Annotated in this window: 22 protein-coding genes and 1 riboswitch; of the genes, 15 read left to right on the top strand and 7 right to left on the bottom strand. The window is 62.1% G+C overall.

Going from position 1 to position 21,205, the window contains the following annotated elements; all coding sequences use genetic code 11:
• Positions 1-77: 77 nt before the first annotated feature.
• Positions 78-335: a YkgJ family cysteine cluster protein gene (locus IFT60_RS23605; RefSeq protein ID WP_192056405.1), complete on the bottom strand. Its 258-nt coding sequence runs from the start codon at positions 333-335 to the stop codon at positions 78-80.
• A gap of 124 nt (positions 336-459) precedes the next feature.
• Here IFT60_RS23605 and IFT60_RS23600 point away from each other — a divergent pair, with 124 nt between their 5' ends.
• The 5 genes from IFT60_RS23600 (at position 460) to IFT60_RS23580 (ending at position 4,692) form a co-directional block, all read left to right on the top strand.
• Complete coding sequence (locus tag IFT60_RS23600) at positions 460-1,356, top strand: SDR family oxidoreductase (RefSeq protein WP_192056403.1); 897 nt, start codon at positions 460-462, stop codon at positions 1,354-1,356.
• A gap of 114 nt (positions 1,357-1,470) precedes the next feature.
• Positions 1,471-2,133: a TetR/AcrR family transcriptional regulator gene (locus IFT60_RS23595; protein ID WP_192056401.1), complete on the top strand. Its 663-nt coding sequence runs from the start codon at positions 1,471-1,473 to the stop codon at positions 2,131-2,133.
• 170 nt (positions 2,134-2,303) lie between these two features.
• On the top strand, positions 2,304-2,957 hold the full coding sequence (locus IFT60_RS23590; protein ID WP_192056399.1) for a protein-L-isoaspartate O-methyltransferase family protein: 654 nt from the start codon (positions 2,304-2,306) through the stop codon (positions 2,955-2,957).
• Between the two features lie 12 nt (positions 2,958-2,969).
• Positions 2,970-3,293: a rhodanese-like domain-containing protein gene (locus tag IFT60_RS23585; protein ID WP_192056397.1), complete on the top strand. Its 324-nt coding sequence runs from the start codon at positions 2,970-2,972 to the stop codon at positions 3,291-3,293.
• Between the two features lie 40 nt (positions 3,294-3,333).
• Positions 3,334-4,692 carry a TolC family outer membrane protein gene (locus IFT60_RS23580; RefSeq protein ID WP_192056395.1) on the top strand — a complete coding sequence of 453 codons (1,359 nt, stop codon included), beginning with the start codon at positions 3,334-3,336 and terminating at the stop codon, positions 4,690-4,692.
• 136 nt (positions 4,693-4,828) lie between these two features.
• Here IFT60_RS23580 and IFT60_RS23575 read toward each other — a convergent pair whose 3' ends face one another.
• The 5 genes from IFT60_RS23575 to IFT60_RS23555 all read right to left on the bottom strand — a co-directional run bounded on the left by IFT60_RS23575 (position 4,829) and on the right by IFT60_RS23555 (position 8,683).
• Positions 4,829-6,130: an HAF repeat-containing protein gene (locus tag IFT60_RS23575; protein WP_192056393.1), complete on the bottom strand. Its 1,302-nt coding sequence runs from the start codon at positions 6,128-6,130 to the stop codon at positions 4,829-4,831.
• A 166-nt stretch (positions 6,131-6,296) separates the two neighbouring features.
• Entirely contained in the window at positions 6,297-6,941 is a 645-nt protein-coding gene (ribB, locus tag IFT60_RS23570) for a 3,4-dihydroxy-2-butanone-4-phosphate synthase (RefSeq protein WP_192056391.1), read from the bottom strand.
• A 121-nt stretch (positions 6,942-7,062) separates the two neighbouring features.
• Positions 7,063-7,214, bottom strand: a riboswitch (FMN riboswitch).
• 63 nt (positions 7,215-7,277) lie between these two features.
• Positions 7,278-7,691 carry a lactoylglutathione lyase gene (gene gloA / locus IFT60_RS23565; RefSeq protein ID WP_192056388.1) on the bottom strand — a complete coding sequence of 138 codons (414 nt, stop codon included), beginning with the start codon at positions 7,689-7,691 and terminating at the stop codon, positions 7,278-7,280.
• 236 nt (positions 7,692-7,927) lie between these two features.
• Complete coding sequence (locus tag IFT60_RS23560; RefSeq protein ID WP_192056386.1) at positions 7,928-8,359, bottom strand: OsmC family protein; 432 nt, start codon at positions 8,357-8,359, stop codon at positions 7,928-7,930.
• Positions 8,360-8,371: 12 nt separating this feature from the next.
• Positions 8,372-8,683, bottom strand: a complete 312-nt coding sequence (locus IFT60_RS23555) for a serine hydrolase family protein (RefSeq protein WP_192056384.1) — start codon at positions 8,681-8,683, stop codon at positions 8,372-8,374.
• Positions 8,684-8,812: 129 nt separating this feature from the next.
• Between IFT60_RS23555 and IFT60_RS23550 the strand changes: the two genes are divergently transcribed.
• From IFT60_RS23550 to recN, 3 genes are all read left to right on the top strand, one after another.
• The gene (locus tag IFT60_RS23550; protein WP_374011022.1) at positions 8,813-9,793 is read left to right on the top strand and encodes a DUF3667 domain-containing protein; all 981 of its coding nucleotides are present in this window, start codon (positions 8,813-8,815) and stop codon (positions 9,791-9,793) included.
• Positions 9,794-9,923: 130 nt separating this feature from the next.
• Positions 9,924-10,826: an NAD kinase gene (locus IFT60_RS23545; protein ID WP_192056382.1), complete on the top strand. Its 903-nt coding sequence runs from the start codon at positions 9,924-9,926 to the stop codon at positions 10,824-10,826.
• A 34-nt stretch (positions 10,827-10,860) separates the two neighbouring features.
• The gene (gene recN, locus IFT60_RS23540) at positions 10,861-12,525 is read left to right on the top strand and encodes a DNA repair protein RecN (protein WP_192056380.1); all 1,665 of its coding nucleotides are present in this window, start codon (positions 10,861-10,863) and stop codon (positions 12,523-12,525) included.
• A 50-nt stretch (positions 12,526-12,575) separates the two neighbouring features.
• Here the strand turns inward: recN and IFT60_RS23535 are convergent, their stop codons facing one another.
• The gene (locus tag IFT60_RS23535; protein ID WP_192056377.1) at positions 12,576-13,550 is read right to left on the bottom strand and encodes a hypothetical protein; all 975 of its coding nucleotides are present in this window, start codon (positions 13,548-13,550) and stop codon (positions 12,576-12,578) included.
• Between the two features lie 191 nt (positions 13,551-13,741).
• Here IFT60_RS23535 and IFT60_RS23530 point away from each other — a divergent pair, with 191 nt between their 5' ends.
• The 7 genes from IFT60_RS23530 (at position 13,742) to IFT60_RS23500 (ending at position 20,932) form a co-directional block, all read left to right on the top strand.
• Positions 13,742-14,170, top strand: a complete 429-nt coding sequence (locus tag IFT60_RS23530; protein WP_192056375.1) for an organic hydroperoxide resistance protein — start codon at positions 13,742-13,744, stop codon at positions 14,168-14,170.
• A 163-nt stretch (positions 14,171-14,333) separates the two neighbouring features.
• Positions 14,334-15,437 (top strand): ferrochelatase, encoded by a 1,104-nt coding sequence (gene hemH / locus IFT60_RS23525; protein WP_192056470.1) that lies wholly within the window; start codon positions 14,334-14,336, stop codon positions 15,435-15,437.
• Positions 15,438-15,918: 481 nt separating this feature from the next.
• Positions 15,919-16,458, top strand: coding sequence for a nucleotide exchange factor GrpE (grpE, locus tag IFT60_RS23520; RefSeq protein WP_192056372.1), 540 nt, complete (start codon positions 15,919-15,921; stop codon positions 16,456-16,458).
• A 101-nt stretch (positions 16,459-16,559) separates the two neighbouring features.
• Positions 16,560-18,515: a molecular chaperone DnaK gene (gene dnaK, locus IFT60_RS23515; RefSeq protein WP_192056369.1), complete on the top strand. Its 1,956-nt coding sequence runs from the start codon at positions 16,560-16,562 to the stop codon at positions 18,513-18,515.
• Positions 18,516-18,619: 104 nt separating this feature from the next.
• The gene (gene dnaJ, locus IFT60_RS23510) at positions 18,620-19,750 is read left to right on the top strand and encodes a molecular chaperone DnaJ (protein ID WP_192056366.1); all 1,131 of its coding nucleotides are present in this window, start codon (positions 18,620-18,622) and stop codon (positions 19,748-19,750) included.
• Between the two features lie 124 nt (positions 19,751-19,874).
• Entirely contained in the window at positions 19,875-20,552 is a 678-nt protein-coding gene (gene can / locus IFT60_RS23505) for a carbonate dehydratase (RefSeq protein WP_192056364.1), read from the top strand.
• Entirely contained in the window at positions 20,549-20,932 is a 384-nt protein-coding gene (locus tag IFT60_RS23500; RefSeq protein ID WP_192056362.1) for a nucleotide pyrophosphohydrolase, read from the top strand. The genes can and IFT60_RS23500 overlap by 4 nt, the downstream gene beginning before the upstream one ends.
• The last annotated feature ends 273 nt before the right edge of the window (positions 20,933-21,205 follow it).

The raw sequence follows: 21,205 nt of genomic DNA, 5'->3' as shown, positions 1-21,205 counted from the left end.
CGTAGGGTGGGCATGCCCACCGTGATTGAAGACACCAGGCACATCACCAGGCAACAGCCCACGTCCGCCAGCACAACTTAGTCCGGCGCCGTCGCCCGTTCCAATTCCTCCAGCCAGATCATCGCCTGCCCGCGATCATCCCCGCACATCTCGATCGACGGCTGCAAGCCCCCGCAAAACGCCGGCCGCTCGGGCTTGCCGAACACGCGGCAGCGGTTGTCGTCGTCGAGCTGCACGCAACGCACGCCAGCCGGCTTGCCGTTGGGCATGCCGGGAATCGGACTGGTAATCGAGGGCGCGGTGCAGCAGGCACCGCAATGGTCGCGGCAATTCATCGGGTAGGGGGAGGAAAAAGGACCGCACAGTATAACGCGCCCGAAGCCCGGCCAACAGGCGGGCGCTGCCCCCGAATCGATCCTGCTAAGGTTGGCGCACTCGTCAACTACTGGAGTTTTTACAATGGCAAGTTCGCTCAAGCCACTCGACCAGCAAGTCATCGTCATTACCGGCGCCTCCAGCGGCATCGGCCTGGCCACGGCCCAGGACGCGGCCCAGCGCGGGGCGACGCTGGTGCTGGTGGCGCGCAGCGGCGATGTGCTGGAAGCCATCGCCGACGGCTTGGCCACCGGCGGCCATGCGGCCATCCACGTGGTGGCCGACGTGTCCGACCGCGCCCAGGTGGATGAGGTGGCGCGCCGGGCCATCGCCCATTTCGGCCGCATCGATACTTGGGTCAATTGTGCTGGGAGCACGATCTACGGCCGGCTGGACGAAGTCACCGAAGCCGACAGCCGGCGCCTGTTCGACATCAATTTCTGGGGCATGGTCAACGGTTCGCTGGCGGCGCTGCCGCACCTGCGCATGACGGGCGGCGCGCTGGTGAATGTCGGCAGCGAGGCGTCGGAACTGGCGATTCCCCTGCAGGGCATGTATTCGGCCAGCAAGCATGCCGTCAAAGGATTCACGGATGCGCTGCGCATCGAAATCGAACACATGGATGGCGCGCCGGTCTCGATTGCCCTGATCGAACCGACCGCGGTCGACACACCGCTGCCCCAGCATGCGCGTAATTACCTGCCGCACGAACCGAAGTTGCCGGCGCCGCGCCTCGACCCGCACCAGGTCGCCGACGCCATCCTGCAGGCGGCCACCACGCCGACGCGCAGCCTGAAAGTCGGCGCCGTCGCCAGTTTCGACGTGGCCATGGAAAAGCTGCTGCCAGGTGTGGTCGACGTGCTGTCCGTATTCCAGGCGCCGCGCCAGCAAACGGATGCAGCCCCACGCGATCCGGCCGGCACCCTGTTCAAGCCCGGCTCGAGCGGGCGTATCTACGGGTACGGCGGCAAGGCGCCCTGAGCGCTTGTCGATACCGGAACACGATGTGCGCGGGTGTCGACATGCAGCGTGCTTGACTACCCCCGAGCTCGGGTCTATATTCGATGACTTAATGGTATGTTGTCGGGCAGAAGCATGGAATGTTCCTTTGACACCAAGCCGCGCTGGGAGCGCCGCAAGGATGCTCGTCCGCATGAACTGCTGGCGGCCGCGATCGACCTGTTCGTCGAGCGCGGTTTCGCCTCGACCCGGCTGGAAGACGTGGCGCGTCGCGCCGGCGTGTCGAAAGGCACCTTGTACCTGTATTTCGAGAACAAGGAAGAGCTCTTCAAAGCCGTCGTGCGCAACAGCATCGTGCCCGTCATCGGCGCGGCCGAATCCTCGGTCGCCGAATTCGAAGGCCACAGCGCCGACCTGCTGCGCAAGGTGTTGATGGACTGGTGGGACCGGATCGGCGCCAGCAAGGCCTCCGGCATCATCAAGCTCGTCATGGCCGAAGCCGGTAATTTCCCGGAACTGGCCAAGTTTTATCAGATCGAGGTCATCAACCGCGGCACGCGCATGATTTCCAGCATGCTCGAGCGCGGCATCACGCGCGGCGAGTTCCGCCAGATCGACGTCACCCAGATGACGCAGGTGCTGATGGCGCCGATGCTCATGCTCGTCACCTGGAAACACTCGGTCGGTCCCTGCGAACGGGGCGACCTCGAACCGCAAGCCTTTCTCGCCAGTTTCCTCGACATGGCCCTCTACGGCCTGCTGCCGCCGGACTGCAAGGCTGCGCAAGCCGGCGCATAGCGGGCGCCGGCGCGCCTCATCGGTATGGCGCCGGATTCCCGGCGTTCACCCCTCCCAAACTGCAGACTGTCGCAATTTAACGCGATCGTAATGGCATCCCGATAAGATGCACGCTCAATGGCAGTTCAACGATAAAATATCGGATTATTTCCTTTCCACCGAGTATTGAGATGAATATCGAACAAGCCCGCTTTAACATGATCGAACAGCAGATCCGTCCGTGGAACGTGCTGGACCAGGACGTGCTCGACCTGCTGCATGTGGTCAAGCGCGAACAGTTCGTGCCGCAGTCCTATCAGAACCTGGCGTTCGCCGACGTGGAAATCCCGCTGCCGGGCGGCGAAGCGATGTTTAATCCGAAGATCGAAGCGCGCATCCTGCAGGAATTGAAGATTCAAAAACACGAGAACGTGCTGGAAATCGGCGCCGGCTCGGGCTACATGGCCGCGCTGATGGCGCATAAAGCGCGTCACGTGACCACGGTCGAGATCTCGCCGGAAATCAAGGCCCTGGCCGAACAGAACATCGCCCGCGCCGGCATCCAGAACGTCACCGTAGTCGAAGGCAATGGCGCCAGCGGCTGGGAAAAGGACGCCCCCTACGACGTGATCGTGATTTCGGGCGCCCTGGAAAACATGCCGGAAGCCTTCCTGAAGCAGTTGAAGGTCGGCGGCCGCATCGCCGCCATCATCGGTAACGCGCCGGCCATGCAGTGCGTGCTGGTGACGCGCGTGTCCGATGCCGCCTACGAGACTGTCACGGTATTCGAGACCAACGTCAAGATGCTGTCGGGCGCCCCGGCCGTGTCGCGTTTCACCTTCTGATCGGGACGCGCGATGCAACACATGACCGCGCCCGAGCTGGCCGAACGCCTGGCTGACCAGGCCAGGCCGCAGCCGCTCCTGCTCGACGTGCGCGAGAACTGGGAATTCGAGACCTGCCACATCGCCGGCTCGACCCAGATCCCGATGCACCTGGTACCGATCCGCGCCGGCGAATTGCCGGACGACCGGGACATCGTCTGCATCTGCCACCACGGTGCGCGCAGCATGCAGGTAGCCGCTTTCCTCGAACGCAACGGGTTCGAGAACGTAACGAATTTAACGGGCGGAATACACGCCTGGGCCTTGCAGGTCGATCCGGCGATGCCGAAGTATTGACCTCATTCCTCAACTTTTGATGACTCCGACGGAGACCGCAATGCAGAAACCCCTCATCGCCGTGCTGCTGGCCAGCGCCTTCGTGTCGCTCAATGCGCACGCGATCGACCTGATCCAGGTGTACCAGCAGGCCCTGGCCAACGACGCCACCTATGCCAGCGCGCGTGCTTCGCTCGCGGCGGGACGCGAGCGTATCACCCAGGGGAGGGCGGGGCTGCTGCCGACGGTCGGCCTGTCGGGCGCGATCACCAAGAACAACAGCGATTTCTCGCCGTTCAACGAAGGCCAGACGGTCGTCGTGGGCGGTGTGCCGACCGTGGTCGGCGCCAGCGGCTCGAACCTGCGCACCAACGACTACACGCTGGCGCTGAGCCAGCCGCTGTTCCGCTGGGACCGCTGGCAGACCTATGAACAAAGCAAGCTGGCCCAGGCGATCGCCGAAGCCCAGTTCGCGCAGGCCCAGCAAGACCTGATCACGCGCGTGGCGCAAGCCTATTTCGACGTGTTGTCGGCCCAGGACACGCTGGAATCGACGCGCGCCCAGAAAAGCGCCGTGACCGAGCAGCTGGCCTCGGCCAAGCGCAACTTCGAGGTCGGCACCCAGACTATCACCGACACCCATGAGGCGCAGGCGGCCTACGACCTGGTGGTGGCGCAGGAGTTCGCGGCCGTGAACGAGCTGGAAAACCGCCGCACGATGCTGCAGATGATTATCGGCGCCGAGCCGGGCACGCTGGCGCCGCTGCAGAGCGGTGTCACGCTGGCGCCGCCGCAGCCGGCCAACGTCGACCCCTGGGTGTCGTCGGCCGAGAACCAGAACTACGGTGTGACGGTGTCGCAGCTGTCGCTCGAGTCGGCCAAGCGCGACATCTCGAAAAACCGCGCCGGCCACCTGCCGACGCTCGACCTGGTGGCCAGCTCTACCCGCCGCGACGTCAACGGCCGCGTCGCGGGCGCGTCGGGCGACTCGCGCGGCAATGCCATCGGCGTGCAATGGACGGTGCCGATCTTTAGCGGCTTTGCCGTCACCAGCCGCGTGCGCGAAGCCATCGCGCTGGAAGACCGGGCGCGCAACGACCTCGAGACCACGCGCCGCAATGCCGCCCTGCAGGCACGCCAGGCCTTCCTTGGCGTGAACAGCGGCCTGGCGCAAGTCAAGGCGCTGCAGGCAGCCGAAGTGTCGAGCCAGTCGGCGCTGGAGTCGAACAAGCTCGGTTACCAGGTCGGCGTGCGCATCAACATCGACGTCCTGAATGCCCAGCGCCAGCTGTACTCGACCCGCACCGACCTGGCGCGCGCCCGCTACAACACGATCCTGAACGGCCTGCGTTTAAAGGCCGCGTCCGGCTCGCTGCGCGAAGCGGACCTGGTGCCGGTGAATAACCTGCTGCAAAAGTAATTCCGCGGGAATTACGCGTGCACATAAAATTTGCATCCTGAGCTCGGAGTGCAAATAAAAAACGGCGCCGATCTGGCGCCGTTTTTCGTTGTTGTGCTACTTACTTACTTATTTACTTATTTACTTATTTACTTACTTACTTACGCGGACGCAGCAATCCCAATCCGGTATTCGTACGTACCGCGATCGCGCCGTCATCCGCCACCGCCAGCGCCGACACCAGCACTGTCCCCGCCGGCAGCTCCTTGACGCGCTCGTTGAGGTCGACGATGCCGTAGCCGGGACCCCATGCGGTTGCGTGCTCGGCCCCGGCCGTGGGATTCACGGACGAGCCGACCACCAGGCCGCCGGCATTGATCGCGAGCGCATCGGAATAATTGCTGCCACCGAGCGTACCCAGGTCGCGCAGCGTGCTGCCGTCGTGCAGGAATGCGTGGCGGCTGCCGGCAAAATAGGCATACCCGACGACGTGGCCGGCGGCATTGATGGCACGCGCCTCCGCCCCTTCCGCACCGGGCAGCAAGCCCAGGTCGTGCATTGTTCCGGCTTCGTAGCGGAAGGCGCGCAGCGGGCCGAAGCCGTCACGGGCATAACCGACAACCTGGCCGGCATCGTTGATGTCTTGCGCCAGCGAACTGGTGCCCAGTGCGCCGAGGTCCTGGATCGGCGCGCCGGTGCGGGCGTCGTACAGGAAGGCGCGGAACCAGGCGTTGTTCGGACCATACGCATAGCCGACCGCCTGGCCGACGCTATTCAAGGCCAGTGCATACGAGCCATTGCCGCCGAAGGTGCCGAGGTCGCGCATGCCGTTGCTGTCGTAGTAGAAAGCGTGGGTCTCGCCTTGCGCCGTGCTGGCCCAGCCCGCCACCCTGCCGCAGGTGGTAATCGCATAGCCGTAGGATTCGGTGCCCCCCAGCGTGCCGATGTCGTGTTTGGTGCCGTCATAGAAGAATGCATGCGGGACGCCCGCTGCCGTCAGGGCCCAGCCCGCTACCTGGCCGCAGCGGTTGATCGACAGGGCCCGGCCGCCGCTACCGCCGAAGGTGCCGATATCGACATTGGTCTTGCCGTTGAAGACGAAGACACGCGGGTTGCCTGACGCGTCGTACGAGGTGCCCGCGACCCAGTTGTTATGGGTCAGACCGTAGCGCCCGATGTCGCCATAGGTGCTGCCGGGCAGGCCGAGTGCGATGAAATCGTAGACCGGGCCCTGATCGGCCTGTGGCGGCGGATTGGCCGGTGTCGGTTCTGGCGCTGGCGCTGGTGCAGGTGCTGGCGCTGGGGGCGATACACCGCCGCCACCACCACCGCCCCCACCGCCATTGCCACCGCCATGACCACCACTGCCACCGCCGCAGCCGGCGAGCACGGCGACCAGTGCGAGTGCCGCTGCATGCGCGGGACGAAAAGTTGTGCTTGCTGACCGGAACGTGAACATGACGCCTCCATTGACGAGTTGACGGTCCAGTCTAGGACGCACGCGCGGGTTCGTTCGCCCATTGAAGAGTTTGCTTGGCCACGGTCAAACGGCTCGGTGACCTTGTGCAAAAATTTCTCAAATGAAAAACGGCGCCGCAGCGCCGTCGATTCATGCCGATGCTTTGTTACGCCTGGCGCTTGCGCCATGCGATCAGCTCGGCAATCGTCAGGATCGGAAAGCCGCGCTCTTCGGCGAAGCGTTCGATGGCGTCGCCACGCATCATGGTGCCGTCCGGGTTCATCAGTTCGCAGAGGACGGCGGCCGGCTGCAAGCCCGCCATGGTCGCCAGATCGACCGAGCCTTCGGTGTGGCCGGCGCGGGCCAGCACGCCGTTCGGTGTCGCCCGCAGCGGGAACACGTGACCTGGACGCACCAGGTGTTCCGGCTTGGCGTCGTGGGCGATGGCGGCGCGGATCGTCGTGACGCGGTCCTGTGCCGACACGCCGGTGGTGACGCCGTCGCGCGCCTCGATCGACACCGTAAACGGCGTGCCGTAGCGGCTGCCGTTCTCGGCCGCCATCGGCGGCAGCTGCAAGTTGCGCACGGTATCGGCCGCCAGGCACAGGCAGACGATGCCGCTGCATTCGCGGATCATCAGGGCCATCGTTTCGACGGTCAGCTTGTCAGCGGCGACGATCAGGTCGGCTTCGTTCTCGCGGTCGAAGTCGTCGAGCAGGATGACGGGAATCCCGGCACGGGTCGCGGCCAGTGCTGCTGCGATGCGGCCGTCCAGGTCAGGACTGTGAAGGGTGTAGGTATTGACTAACATGTGAAACGCTCCTCGCGGTCAGTTGGCGAAAAACGCATCAGGGCAAGCGAAGGCACGCGCGAGCACGCCGGCGGGCTGCCAGGCAAGCTGGCGAGCACGCACGTGCTTCACACGTCATAACGCACATCTTCTTTCATCCGGACTATGACCGTCGGCTCTGGCATCGCACCAGATCTGCTGACCCTATTTTCAGGATGAAAACAGGCGCTCGCGGGCTCGACCGTTGCCGGTCATACCGCCGGTGGGGAATTCCACCCCGCCCCGAAGACGTATTTGTTGCCTGGAAATCAGGCGAGAGGATTGTAGCAGCATCGTCCAGATGCTGCCGACGGGCGCTTAATTGCTCAGGCCGCCCGGAGCGCCGTCGTCCTTGCGCTGGATGAACTCGATCTTGTAGCCATCCGGATCGGTGACGAAAGCAATCACGGTCGATCCGCCCTTGACCGGGCCCGGTTCGCGCGTGATGTTGCCGCCGGCGGCGCGCACAGCGTCGCAGGTGGCGTAGATGTCTTCGGCGGAAATGGCGATGTGGCCATAGGCGGTGCCCATGTCATAGCTGTCGGTGCCGTAGTTGTAGGTCAGCTCGAGTTCGGCATGGTCGGGATTGCTGCCGTAGCCGAGGAAGGCGAGTTTGTATTTGTATTCGGGATTGTCGCTGGTGCGCAGCAGTTTCATGCCGAGCACGTTGGTGTAGAAGTCGATCGAGCGTTGCAGGTCGCCGACGCGGAGCATGGTATGCAGGAAGCGCATGGGGTGTCTTTCTGGTTGGTTCTGAAAGCGGTAATTTTATGCGCTTGGGACAATTTTTGCCGATGCGGCCATGTACTGTAGGGTGGGCACTTGTGCCCACGCGGTACGGCATGTGAACAATAGCGATGCTTGCACACGCATCGCGGCTTAGGCTCGTTTGCTCTTCAGATCGACCGATGAGCCCGCGTGGGCACGAGTGCCCACCCTACGCCCTCCGGCATAAGCCGTGTAGTGCGCTAGTTTTCCAGGCGCGACGTCAGCGTGATCTCGGCATTGAGCAGCTTCGACACCGGGCAGTTTTCCTTTGCGGTCGTGGCTGCCTTATCAAAGGCTTCCTGGCTGGCGCCGGGGATCTTCGCCACCAGGTCCAGGTGCACGGCCGTGATCGAAAAGCCGCCCTCGACCTTTTCCATCGAGACCGTTGCGGTGGTGCGCAGTTCCTCGGCCGTCAAGCCGGCCTGGCCCAGCTGGCCGGACAGGGCCATGGTGAAGCAGCCCGCGTGCGCGGCGCCGATCAGTTCTTCCGGATTGGTGCCGGGGCCGTCTTCAAAACGGGTATTGAAACCATATTGCGAATCTTGAAGCACGCCGCTGCCGGTCGAGACGGCGCCCTTGCCGTCCTTTAAACCGCCGCTCCAGACGGCGCTGCCGTTGCGTTTGATGGTCATGGGTAAATCCTTTCAGCGGTTCTTGCCCGGAACGGGCTCGACCGAATCGTGATCGCGCATCGAACGATGGCGGTCGGGTTGTGGGTTGGCTTGGCCGGTGGCGCCGGCTTCGGGTTCGACGGCTTCGCTGATGCCGGGCGTGTTGCGCAGGTCGGTGTCGACCAGGCCCTGGGCCAGGTCTTCGGCGGCTTGCTTCATGACGCCGCGCGGTTTGGTGTCCTGGCCGTCGGGCGACTCGTCGCGCTCGTGCGGCTGGCGCTTGACGCCGTCGTTTTCGATCTTCGCATCGGTATTGACGAAGCGATCTTTGGTTTCGGTAACCATATGGTTCTCCTCTGCTGACTCTTGCATGAATCCTAACGTGTCGTTCGGACGCGAGTCGCGCAATTGGATGATGCTTTTTTGCAATTAAATAGTTACCATGTGTATTCGCCATCTTTGTCGGAACCTACCGTGAAAAACGAGCTGCTGTTGGACCACGTCACCGTTTGCCCGAATTGCAGCACCCACATTGCCGGTCAGTTCTGCCAGGGATGCGGCCAGGCGGCGCACCTGCACGTGCCGAGCGCGCGCGAATTCCTGCACGAATTCATCGCGCACTATGTCGCGCTGGAAGGAAAACTGTGGAAGTCGGTGGCGCTGCTGCTGTTCCGGCCGGGCCGTTTGACGCGCGACTACATCGAAGGCAAACGTGCGCGCTATGTCGAGCCGCTGCGCCTGTACCTGAGCTTCAGTATCATCTTCTTTGCAATCTTCAAGTTCAGCGGCCTCAGTTTTGGCAACGCGGTGCCAGACGCGCCGCCCAAGGAGCAGGCGCAGGCGTCCGCGCGGGAAAAGGGCGTACCGCTCGACGCAAAATCCGCGGTGCTGGTCCCTAAAACGCAGCCGGGGACGCTCGAAGAAGGACGCGAGGAACTGGGAAAGAGGCGAAAACCCGACAGCCTGATCGAATTCGACGTAGGTGACGACGACAAGATAGGCAGCAAAGCGGCGGCGATCCACCCAGCGCTAGGAAAGAAGGTCAAGAATTTCATTGCACTGTCGCACGACGCACAGCGCGATGCCCTGACCCGGGCCTTCTTCAGCTATGCACCGTATGCGATCTTCCTGCTGATGCCGGTGTTTGCAGCCCTGCTCAAGCTACTGTACCTGGGCTCGGGGCGGCGCTATGGCGAGCACTTGCTATTCGCGTTGCACACGAATGCCTTTGCCTTCCTGATGCTGAGCCTGGTGTTGGTTCTGCCCGACGGTATTCCGCTGCTGTCGCCGCTGTTGATGCTGTGGCTGGCCTTCTACTTGCCGACGGCGATGCGCAAGGTGTATGGGGGTAGTCGCCTCCTGACCGCGCTGCGCTGGCTGGTGCTGATGAGCATGCATTTGTGCTGCGCGGTGCTGGCCGTTGTTGCCGCCGCCGCACTGGCCGTGATCGCCTGATCTTGCGGTTCCTACCCTGCCGCATCTATACTGTGATTTTGTACAGTATTTGATGCGCGGCCGGGTGGCAGCGGCCGGGATTATCGGTTAATCTCCAGCGTGTTCGCCCATCCATCGCCGAGAGACCTTTATGCCCGCCACACCCGAATCGCAATCGATCATCGCGCTGGTAGTGCGGCAAAATACGGCCGGCATCGAAGAGCCGGTCGCCAGCATCGTCGCCTTCCTGCAGGAAGCCGGGCACCGCGTCGTATTCGAGGCGGACACGGCGGCCAACCTCGGCATGCCCGGCGTCGAGACCATGACGGTGGCCGAGATCGGCGCGCAAGTACCGCTCGTCATCGTCATGGGCGGCGACGGCACCATGCTCGGCATCGCGCGCCAGCTCGCCAAATACGACATCGCCCTGATCGGCATTAACCTCGGCCGCCTCGGTTTTATTACCGACATCCCGGTCGACCGCATGCTGCCCGCGCTCGGCGAAATCCTGCAAGGCAAGTCCACCGCCGAAAAGCGCACGCTGCTCGAAGGACGTGTCATGCGCGGCGGAGAAATGATCTATTGCGGCGTGGCCGTCAACGACGTGGTGGTGGCGCGCGGCAGCGGCGCCGGCATGGCGGAATTGCGCGTCACGGTCGATGGCCACTTCATGTACAACCAGCGCTCGGACGGCCTGATTGTCTCGACGCCGACCGGTTCCACCGCCTACGCGCTGTCGGCCGGCGGCCCGCTGCTGCACCCGAGCCTGCAAGGCGTGGTACTGGTGCCGATCGCCCCGCACGCGCTGTCGAACCGGCCGATCGCGATTCCCGACACCAGCGAGATCGTGGTCGAGATCGTCAGCGGACGCGACATCTCGGTGAATTTCGACATGCAGACCTTCGCCTCGCTGCAGCATGGCGATGAGATCGTCATCTCGCGCTCGCCCAACACCATCACCTTCCTGCATCCGGAAGGCTGGAGCTATTACCACACGCTGCGCGAAAAGCTGCACTGGCACGAGTACCCGTCGAACGACGGCAAACTGAAATAAAAAATTTTTCCAGAACCGGGAGACACCCTTTTTCATGCTGCGCACACTGACCATCCGCGACTTCGTTATCGTCGACACCATCGAACTCGAATTCGCCCGCGGCTTCTCGGTTTTCACCGGCGAGACCGGCGCCGGTAAATCGATCCTGATCGATGCGCTGCAGCTGGCCCTGGGCGGGCGCGGCGACGCCAGCATGGTGCGCGAAGGCGCGGCCAAGGCCGACATCACGGCCGACTTCGCGCTCACGGAAACGGCCACCAGCTGGCTCGAACAAAACGAGTTCGCGGTGGAAGAGGGCGGCGCCCTGCTGCGCCGCGTGATCGACAACGCCGGCCGCTCGAAAGCCTATATCAACGGCATCGCCGCCACCGCCAGCCAGCTGCGCGAACTCGGCGAAATGCTGGTCGACATCCACGGCCAGCACGCGCACCAGAGTTTATTGAAAGCCGACGCCCAGCGCGCCCTGCTCGACAACCAGATCGCCGTGCGCGACCCGCAAGCCGCCGCCGAAGCGCAGGAAGTGGCGCTCGCCTGGCGCGCCTGGCGTGCGCTGTCGCGCCAGCGCGAGGAATACGAAACGAATGCGAAGAACGTCCTGATCGAGCGTGAGCGCCTCGAATGGCAGGTGAGCGAACTGGATAAACTGGCGCCGAAAGCCGGCGAGTGGACCGAGATCACCAACGAGCACAGCCGCCTGTCGCACGCCGCCAGCCTGATCGAAGGCGCGCAGGAAGCGCTGGCTGCGATTTCCGAATCGGACCACCCGATCCTGTCGCAATTGAGTTCGCTGAACACCAAGCTCGGCAAACTGGTCGACGTCGACGCCGAACTGCAGACCGTGCTCGACTGCATGGAACCGGCGCGCATCCAGCTGCAGGAAGCGGTGTACGCGCTCAATAGCTACATCGACAAGGTCGAACTCGACCCGGGCCGCCTGCGCGTCGTCGATGCGCGCATGGACGCGCTGCACAGCGCATCCCGCAAGTACCACGTCACGCCGGAAGAACTGCACGAAGAACACGCCACCCTGGCCGCCAAGCTGCGCCAACTGGCCGACGCCAGTGACATGGAAGGACTCAAACGCCAGGAAGCGAATGCGGAAGCCGCCTACCGCAAGGTGGCCGAGCGCCTGTCGAACCGGCGCCTGCACGCCGCGCGCGCACTGAGCGAGCAGGTGACGAACGCGATGCAGGAACTGAGCATGGGGGGCGGGCGCTTCGAAGTCGGCCTCAATCCAGCCGAGCCGGGCGCGCATGGCCTCGAGGTGGTCGAATTCCTGGTTGCCGGCCACGCCGGCGTCGCCGCGCGCCCGCTGGCCAAGGTCGCCTCGGGCGGCGAACTGGCGCGCATCTCGCTGGCCATTTCCGTCATCACCTCGAACGCCACCACCACGCCAACCCTGATCTTCGACGAAGTCGACAGCGGCATCGGCGGCGGCGTGGCCGAAGTGGTCGGGCGCTTATTAAAACGCTTGGGCCAGGAACGGCAGGTGCTGTGCGTGACCCACTTGCCGCAGGTGGCGAGCCAGGCAAATCAACACTTCCAGGTGGCCAAGGGCACGACCGGCGAAGGGCGCACGGTCTCGCGCATCGAGGTGCTGAACAACCGCGCGCGCGTGGAAGAAGTGGCCAGGATGCTGGGTGGGATCGAGATTACGGAGACGACGCGGAAGCATGCGCGGGAGTTGCTGGCTTCCTAATACACGTCGTTGCCTGACGTTTAATCAGCACCGCGACTTCGCATTGAGAGTTACAAATTCTTGAGTGCCATACATAGCGCCGGGTCTTGTGCCGGTGCTGGCTTATGGTAGGCCGGCTTGATTGCATCATAAAAACGACATGACAGATATCCGGTAGCAGCCTTGTTCGCAGAGCCAGGGTTGACTGACTCGCGAGCACGTACCCAATCTGAACGTTCGTCATCGAGATAGGTATTCAGGGGCTTTCCGGCGTACCAACGGCCTTTGACGCCATCGACCAGCATCATGATCGCGAAAGGCTGCTCGTATGCCAGGTTCGGATAGTCCTGTAAGGGGATGCTAAGCCGCTTCCCTACCGAGTCGTAATTACTTGTGCCTGTGAGCTGCACGAATCCACGGCCAAAGTAAGCTCGGCCGCAACTATCCTTTCGTCCGTATTTGCTAGCTTGAAATTCATCCTTGCTGCAGGTCTTTCTGCATCCGCAGGCTTCTCCAACGGTGCTCGCCATGATGCCGCAAGTCTCTCGATAGGCCGTACCGAGGAGAAGCGCCAGATGCTTGGGGTGGCCACCTCCGGTGGCTTCCCAACGATCAAAAACCGCTTCTATGACAGTCCTATGTTCATTATCAGTAATGCTCTTGTGGAAAGTGACTTCCTTTTCCACGACTGTTGTCAATCCAGTAACCTTGTTTTTCTTGCTTGTCTTAAATTTAAAGACTTCCTTTGTGTTGGCGATCTTTTCAATGCGATTCCAAAAAACCGCGCGATCGATCAGTGCCTCTCCTCGCCCAACCGCAGTTGGTTTTGTTTGAGCGCGAATTTCTTCGAAGGACTGCGTGGGACAGTTGGGATATGTGAGAGAGGCTGACTCGTTCGCTGTCAGGCCAGGCTTTGCGAAGGCCATCAAGAAAACTGCTGCAGTTCGAATTATCCATCGAGAAAAACGCATTTTCCCTCCCGAAATAATAGGATTGCCATTACCGGATGCATAACATAATACGCGCCAAATGAATTTACTGTTCAAGATATTTAACGCCCAGCAGCAATGAAGTTTTGAAGCCCCAACATGTGTTTTTTTACTGTGGGGGAATTGATTATCTGGTCGCTAGTCGATCAAATTATGCCGCTGCTGGTGTTGTGCATGACACCTACCGGGCGCGCCGCTCTACCGTCATCTGCCACAATCTCTCTCCAACCAAAACAAAGGAGGTTCGCATGAGCATCGACAAAGTCCTGTACCGCGCCAAGGCCACCTCGCAGGGCGGCCGCGAAGGCACCTCGCGCAGCGACAACGGCGTGCTGGACGTCAAACTGACAACGCCGAAAGAACTCGGCGGCAATGGCGCTACCGGCACCAATCCCGAACAGCTGTTTGCGGCCGGCTATTCGGCTTGCTTCCTCGGCGCGCTGAAATTCGTCGCCGGCCAGGCCAAAGTGAAACTGCCGGAAGAGTTGACCGTAACCGGCGACGTCGGTATCGGCCCGATCCCGACCGGCTTTGGTATCGAAGTCGACCTGGCGATTCACGGCCCTGGCATGGAGCAGGGGCAGTTGCAGGAACTGGTCGACAAGGCCCACATCGTCTGCCCGTATTCGAATGCGACGCGCAACAACATCGACGTGCGCCTGAAGGTCACGACCTGAGCAGCATGTAGAAACCAGACGCCGCTACTTGAGCGGCGTTTTTTTTGCCTCCCGCGACAATCACTTTGCCGAACGGCTGGGCTATCGCACCGATCGAGAATATCAACGCGAAGGCGCAGCGGGCGCACCTATAATGAAGGCCCCATTCATCACCCGTTCGCTCATGTCCTTCAGAAAAGAACCCGCTCACACCCACGGCGCGCTCCCTCGCAGCGCCATCGTGCTCGTCAATCTCGGCACGCCAGACGCGCCGACGCGCTCGGCGGTGAAGCGCTATCTGAAGCAGTTCCTGTCCGACCCGCGCGTGGTCGAGATCCCGCGCCTGGTGTGGTGGTTCATCCTGAACCTGATCATCCTGCCGTTCCGCTCCGGCGCGTCGGCCAAGAAATACCAGATGATCTGGACGCGCGAAGGATCGCCTCTAAAGGTGCACACGCAGAAGCAGGCGGACCTGCTGGGCGAAGCCTTGCAGGAGCGCGGCCATGAAGGCGTGCAGGTGCGCATGGCGATGCGTTACGGTTCGCCTTCGCTGCCGGAGGTGCTGGATGCGTTGAAGGCGGAGGGTTGCGACCGGATCGTGGTGCTGCCGGCCTATCCGCAGTATTCGGGCACGACCACCGGTTCGATTTGGGACGCGGTGTTTGCCCATTACAAGAACATTCGCAACGTGCCCGAGCTGCGCCTGGTCAAGCATTACCACGACCACGACGGCTATATCGACGCGCTGCACGATACCGTTCTGGCGCACTGGGAAGCCCACGGGCGCGGGCAGAAGCTCATCATGAGTTTCCACGGCGTACCCAAGCGCACCCTGATGCTGGGCGACCCGTATTACTGCGAATGCCAGAAGACGGCGAGATTACTGGCGGCGCGCCTGCGCTTGTCGCCCGACGACTACCTGGTGACCTTCCAGTCGCGATTCGGCAAGGCCGAGTGGCTGCAGCCGTACACGGCGCCGACCGTGGCTGAACTGGCGCGCCAGGGTGTTCAGCGCGTAGATGTGATCTGTCCCGGATTCACTAGCGATTGCCTGGAGACGCTGGAAGAGATCTCGATGGAAGTGAAGCACGATTTCGAGGCGGCCGGCGGCAAGGAGTTTCACTATATTGCCTGCCTGAACGAGGCGCCGACCTGGATCGTCGGGTTGGCCGAGATCGCCGAGCAGCATTTGATTGGCTGGCCGACCATGATGAGTCCGTCGCAGCGGGAGGCGGAGCGGCGCGAGGCGGAGGTGGGGCGGGAGCATGCTTTGCGCTTAGGCGCATAGATCAGCCAGTACTGGCGTGCCATATCGGGCGTTACCTATCACCACTGGGCGGGGGACCCGCCCAGCCTACCGGGGGACCGCGGGGCCGCCTAGGCCCAGCCTACGCAGGTCGGCTCCGCCGACCTGTTAAAATGGCACGTTTTGACGGCGTGCCTACACCCCGGCGTAGCAGATGCACGCCACCGCAAGCACGGTGTAGATCACGACGGCGCTGCTGATCATTCGCAATTTCATGCTGGCTCCCTTGGCCTTGGTTCTTGTTCGAAAGACGTCGTTACGCGTCTTGCGAGCATGGTAGAGCGCCTCGCGCCGGAAAGAATCAGCTCATCGGTAACTGTTGTAACAAATGTTGTCAGTCTTTCTGCCGGCCTCTGTGCAATACCCCTTGAAGTTGTAGGAGATCGCCCCATATGCGGCGCTGTACGACGAGTTGTGTCCGTCTCATTATTCAGCCAAGTATTTGATTTCAGGAGTGTTTTCGATGCATGATCAAGAAAATCCAGAGGTAATTCCCCAGCCGGAGAGCGATGCTGCTCCTGCTGCCCAGGCCGCCGCGGCAGAGCCAGGCCTCGAAGAACAGCTGAGTGCGACCGAAGCCAAGCTGGCTGAAATGCACGACGCGTTCATGCGCGCCAAGGCCGACGCCGAGAACATCCGCCGTCGCGCCCAGGAAGACGTGAGCAAGGCCCACAAATTTGCCATCGAAAGCTTCGCCGAGGCCATGGTTCCGGTGCGCGACAGCCTCGAGATGGCATTGAAAGTGGAAAGCCCGACGGTCGAATCGATCAAGGAAGGCGTCGAGATGACGCTCAAGCAATTGACCGCCGCGTTCGAGAAGAACCGCCTGGTCGAAGTGCTGCCGGCGCAGGGCGACAAGCTCGATCCGAACAAGCACCAGGCCGTGGCCGTGGTCCCGGCCGACCAGGAAGCCAATACCGTGGTCAGCGTGCTGCAAAAGGGTTACATGATCGCCGACCGCCTGTTGCGTCCGGCCATCGTCACCGCAGCGCAGGCAAAATAAGAAAAACATCCTGTGCTGATTGGCAAAACCCCTTGAAAGCACGCAGTTTTTCCCAATATTCCACTACATCCGAAACTTCAGTAATTCAAAGGAAAAAAATCATGGGCAGAATCATCGGTATCGACCTGGGCACCACCAACTCGTGCGTTGCGATCATGGAAAACGGCCAGCCAAAGGTCATTGAAAACGCGGAAGGCGCGCGTACCACGCCGTCGATCATCGCTTACCAGGAAGATGGCGAGATCCTCGTCGGTGCACCTGCGAAACGCCAGGCTGTCACCAATCCAAAAAATACCCTGTTCGCCGTCAAGCGCCTGATCGGCCGCAAGTACGACGAGAAGGAAGTCCAGAAGGACATCGGCCTGATGCCGTACGCTATCGTCAAGGCCGACAATGGCGACGCCTGGATCAGCGTGCGCGATAAAAAGCTGGCGCCACAGCAGGTGTCGGCTGAAACCCTGCGCAAGATGAAGAAGACCGCCGAAGACTACCTCGGCGAAGAAGTCACCGAAGCGGTCATTACCGTGCCGGCCTACTTCAACGACTCGCAGCGCCAGGCAACCAAGGACGCCGGCCGTATCGCGGGCCTGGACGTCAAGCGCATCATCAACGAGCCGACCGCGGCCGCGCTGGCCTTCGGCCTGGACAAGACCGACAAGGGCGACCGCAAGATCGCCGTGTATGACCTCGGCGGCGGTACCTTTGACGTCTCGATCATCGAGATCGCGGACGTGGACGGCGAGAAGCAGTTCGAAGTGCTGTCGACCAACGGCGACACCTTCCTCGGCGGCGAAGACTTCGACCAGCGCATCATCGATTACATCATCGACGAATTCAAGAAGATCAACGGCCTCGACCTGTCGAAAGACGCGATCGCCCTGCAGCGCATCAAGGCCTCGGCCGAGCGCGCGAAGATCGAACTGTCGTCGTCGCAGCAGACCGAAATCAACGAGCCGTACATCGCCATGGCGAACGGCGCGCCGGTCCACCTGAACCTGAAAATGACCCGCGCCAAGCTGGAGTCGCTGGTCGAGGAACTGATCGCCAAAACGATCGAGCCATGCCGCATCGCCATCAAGGATGCGGGCGTCAAGGTCTCGGACATCGACGACATCATCCTGGTCGGCGGCATGACCCGCATGCCGAAGGTGCAGGAAAAAGTCAAAGAGTTCTTCGGCAAGGATGCACGCAAGGACGTGAACCCGGACGAAGCCGTCGCCGTCGGCGCCGCGATTCAAGGTTCGGTCCTGTCGGGCGAGCGCAAGGACTTGCTGCTGCTGGACGTGACGCCACTGTCGCTGGGTATCGAAACCCTGGGCGGCGTGATGACCAAGATGATCCACAAGAACACCACGATTCCGACCAAGTTCTCGCAAGTGTTCTCGACCGCCGACGATAACCAGCCGGCAGTGACCATCAAGGTGTACCAGGGCGAGCGTGAAATCGCGGCCGGCAACAAGGGCCTGGGCGAATTCAATCTCGAGGGCATCCCGCCGGCAGCACGCGGCACCCCGCAGATCGAAGTGACCTTCGACATCGACGCCAACGGCATCCTGCACGTCGGTGCGAAAGACAAGGCCACCGGCAAGGAAAACAAGATCACCATCAAGGCGAACTCGGGCCTGACCGAGGACGAAATCCAGAAGATGGTGAAGGACGCCGAGCTGAACGCCGAGGAAGACAAGAAGATCAAGGAACTGGCCGAGTCGCGCAACCAGGCCGACGCGCTGGTGCACTCGACCCGCAAGTCGCTGACCGAATACGGCGACAAGCTGGAAGCGGGCGAGAAGGAAAAGATCGAAGCGGCCATCACCGATCTGGAAGGTTCGATCAAGTCCGGCGACAAGGGCGACATCGAAGCCAAGACCGCGGCCCTGACGACCGCTGCGCAAAAGCTGGGCGAGAAGATGTACGCCGACATGCAGGCCCAGCAGGCTGGCGGTGCGGGCGCCGAAGGGGGTGCACAGCAGGGTGGCGCACAGCAGGGCACCAACGCGTCGGCCCAGGCTGACGACGTCGTCGACGCCGATTTCAAGGAAGTCAAAGACGCGAAGTAATTTGGTATTCGCGTAGAACGGCCGAGCCGATGAATCCCAAAAGGTTCGCGGCTCGGCTTTTTTGCTCAGACAGTTCGATTCAGTAGATAACAGCAAGGTGCCAAATGGCAAAGCGTGATTTTTACGAGATCCTTGGGGTCGCAAAGGGTGCTTCGGAAGAAGAAATTAAAAAGTCTTATCGCAAACTGGCGATGAAGTACCACCCTGACCGCAACCCGGACAACAAGGAAGCGGAAGAGAAGTTCAAGGAGGTCAAGGAAGCCTACGAGATGCTGACCAATCCGGAGAAGCGCGAGGCCTATGACCGCTACGGTCACGCCGGCGTCGATCCGAACATGGGTGGCGGCGGCTTCGGTGGCGGCGCCGGTGGTTTCGGCGATGCCTTTGGCGACATCTTCGGCGACATCTTCGGCGGCGGCCGCGGCGGGCGCGGCGGCGGCGGACCGCAGGTCTACCGCGGCGCCGACCTGCGCTACAACCTCGAGATCACGCTCGAGCAGGCGGCCAACGGCTTCGACACGACGATTCGCGTGCCGAGCTGGGACAAGTGCGACACCTGCCATGGCAGCGGCGCCAAGCCGGGCACGCAGCCGGTCACTTGCACCACCTGCGCCGGCCATGGCCAGGTGCGCATGCAGCAGGGCTTCTTCAGCATCCAGCAAACCTGCCCGAAGTGCCATGGCAGCGGCAAGATGATCCCGGAACCGTGCCCATCGTGCTCGGGCGCCGGCCGCATCAAGCGCAACAAGACGCTGGAAGTCAAGATTCCGGCCGGTATCGACAACGGCATGCGCATCCGCTCGACCGGCAACGGCGAGCCGGGCACGAATGGCGGTCCGTCGGGCGACCTGTACGTCGAGATCCACATCAAGCCGCACGCGGTGTTCCAGCGCGAAGGCGACGACCTGCATTGCGAAATGCCGATCTCGTTCTCGAAAGCGGCTCTGGGTGGCGAGATCGAAGTGCCGACGCTGACCGGTAAAGTCTCGTTCACGGTGCCGGAAGGTACGCAGACCGGCAAGACCTTCCGCCTCAAGGGGAAAGGGATCAAGGGCGTGCGTTCGGGCTATGCCGGCGATTTGTTCTGCCACATGATCGTCGAGACCCCGGTCAAACTTACCGACAAGCAGAAAGACCTGCTGCGCGAGTTCGACCGCCTCACCAACGAGGGCGGCGCCAAGCACAGCCCGCAAAGCAAGGGCTGGATGGACAAGGTCAAAGACTTCTTCGAGTAATCGCTGCAAGACGAACCGCCGGGTGGTGCAAGCCCCCGGCGGTTTTTTTCGTCCCGCGTGCGGCGGTGTCGCGTTCGTGTGTTGCGTTTACAATACGCGCAGCTTAAACCAGCAGGAGAATCAGATGGCAAAAACCCCGACCGGCCTCACGGCTGCCGACCTTTTCAAGCGCAACCGTGAATGGGCGGGCTCGATGGTCGAGCAAGACCCGGGCTATTTTAAAGACCTGGCCTCGCAGCAAGCACCCGAATACCTGTGGATCGGCTGCTCCGACAGCCGCGTGCCGGCCAACGAACTGCTCGGCATGGCGCCGGGCGAACTGTTCGTCCACCGCAATATCGCCAACGTGGTCGTGCACTCGGACCTGAACTGCCTGTCCGTGTTGCAATTCGCGGTCGACGTCCTGAAGGTCAAGCACATCATCATCTGCGGCCATTATGGCTGCGGCGGCGTGCATGCGGCGCTCACCAACACCCGCGTCGGCCTGGCCGACAACTGGCTCGGCCACGTGCGCGACGTGCGCGACAAGCACGGCAAATACCTGGGCAACGTGGCCGGCGTGTCGGCGACGAATCGCCTGGTCGAACTCAACGTGGCCGAGCAGGTCATCAATGTCGCCCACACGACGATCGTGCGCGACGCCTGGGAACGCGGCCAGCCGCTGACCATCCACAGCTGGGTCTACGGCGTGCACGACGGCCTGCTGCGCGACCTTGGCATCACGGTCAGCAGTTTCGATGAAATCGCCCCCAAGCTCGAAGTCGTGCTGGACGGCTACCGCGACCGCGGGGAAGAGCTGTGAGTTCTGGCGAGGGACAGGGCAAGGTTGGAGACCTGTCCCGCTTGCGCGAACTGGTGCGCACCTTCGTCGACGAGCGCGACTGGGACCAGTTTCATACGCCGAAGAATCTGTCGTCGGCGCTGGCGGTCGAGGCGGCCGAGCTGCTCGAACATTTCCAGTGGCTGCAGCATGGGCGCAGCGATGAACTCGGCGAGGCCAAATTGACCGCAGTGCGCCACGAGATGGCCGACGTACTGGTCTACCTGGTGAGCCTGGCCGATAAACTCGACGTCGACCTGATGGCGGCGGTCGAGGAAAAGATGATCCTCAACCGCGCCAAATATCCCGCCGATAAAGTGCGCGGCGATGCGCGCAAATACCACGAGTACAAAGACGTTTAAGTTCGAGACGATGGTGTCCTGGAATGTCTGTCAACACTGCTGACGGTTGCGTACCGTAGGGTGGGCTCTCCGAGCCCACGCGTTACGCGCGTCTCTGTTTCGCGGCGACCGTGACATATCCCACGCAGCGTGTGCAAACGTCAACGAGCGGCACATCGCCGTTATGGCCCACGTGATACGCCCGTAACGCGTGGGCTCGGAGAGCCCACCCTGTAAGAGCAAAGTAGTAATGTCCGGTTTGAGCAAAGTAGAAATGTCTGATTTTGCTCGATA

It is taken from the genome of Massilia sp. CFBP 13721 (genome assembly GCF_014842025.1).
In the GTDB taxonomy this organism is placed as follows: Bacteria; Pseudomonadota; Gammaproteobacteria; order Burkholderiales; family Burkholderiaceae_D; genus Telluria.
Note: the sequence above shows the minus strand (reverse complement) of the source record. Positions and strands in the feature narration are given on the sequence as shown.

Coding starts and splice junctions, on each gene's coding strand:
- IFT60_RS23605 (WP_192056405.1), bottom strand. CDS start 335: ATGAATTGCCGCGACCATTGCGGTGCCTGCTGCACCGCGCCCTCGATT.
- IFT60_RS23600 (WP_192056403.1), top strand. CDS start 460: ATGGCAAGTTCGCTCAAGCCACTCGACCAGCAAGTCATCGTCATTACC.
- IFT60_RS23595 (WP_192056401.1), top strand. CDS start 1,471: ATGGAATGTTCCTTTGACACCAAGCCGCGCTGGGAGCGCCGCAAGGAT.
- IFT60_RS23590 (WP_192056399.1), top strand. CDS start 2,304: ATGAATATCGAACAAGCCCGCTTTAACATGATCGAACAGCAGATCCGT.
- IFT60_RS23585 (WP_192056397.1), top strand. CDS start 2,970: ATGCAACACATGACCGCGCCCGAGCTGGCCGAACGCCTGGCTGACCAG.
- IFT60_RS23580 (WP_192056395.1), top strand. CDS start 3,334: ATGCAGAAACCCCTCATCGCCGTGCTGCTGGCCAGCGCCTTCGTGTCG.
- IFT60_RS23575 (WP_192056393.1), bottom strand. CDS start 6,130: ATGTTCACGTTCCGGTCAGCAAGCACAACTTTTCGTCCCGCGCATGCA.
- ribB (WP_192056391.1), bottom strand. CDS start 6,941: ATGTTAGTCAATACCTACACCCTTCACAGTCCTGACCTGGACGGCCGC.
- gloA (WP_192056388.1), bottom strand. CDS start 7,691: ATGCGCTTCCTGCATACCATGCTCCGCGTCGGCGACCTGCAACGCTCG.
- IFT60_RS23560 (WP_192056386.1), bottom strand. CDS start 8,359: ATGACCATCAAACGCAACGGCAGCGCCGTCTGGAGCGGCGGTTTAAAG.
- IFT60_RS23555 (WP_192056384.1), bottom strand. CDS start 8,683: ATGGTTACCGAAACCAAAGATCGCTTCGTCAATACCGATGCGAAGATC.
- IFT60_RS23545 (WP_192056382.1), top strand. CDS start 9,924: ATGCCCGCCACACCCGAATCGCAATCGATCATCGCGCTGGTAGTGCGG.
- recN (WP_192056380.1), top strand. CDS start 10,861: ATGCTGCGCACACTGACCATCCGCGACTTCGTTATCGTCGACACCATC.
- IFT60_RS23530 (WP_192056375.1), top strand. CDS start 13,742: ATGAGCATCGACAAAGTCCTGTACCGCGCCAAGGCCACCTCGCAGGGC.
- hemH (WP_192056470.1), top strand. CDS start 14,334: ATGTCCTTCAGAAAAGAACCCGCTCACACCCACGGCGCGCTCCCTCGC.
- grpE (WP_192056372.1), top strand. CDS start 15,919: ATGCATGATCAAGAAAATCCAGAGGTAATTCCCCAGCCGGAGAGCGAT.
- dnaK (WP_192056369.1), top strand. CDS start 16,560: ATGGGCAGAATCATCGGTATCGACCTGGGCACCACCAACTCGTGCGTT.
- dnaJ (WP_192056366.1), top strand. CDS start 18,620: ATGGCAAAGCGTGATTTTTACGAGATCCTTGGGGTCGCAAAGGGTGCT.
- can (WP_192056364.1), top strand. CDS start 19,875: ATGGCAAAAACCCCGACCGGCCTCACGGCTGCCGACCTTTTCAAGCGC.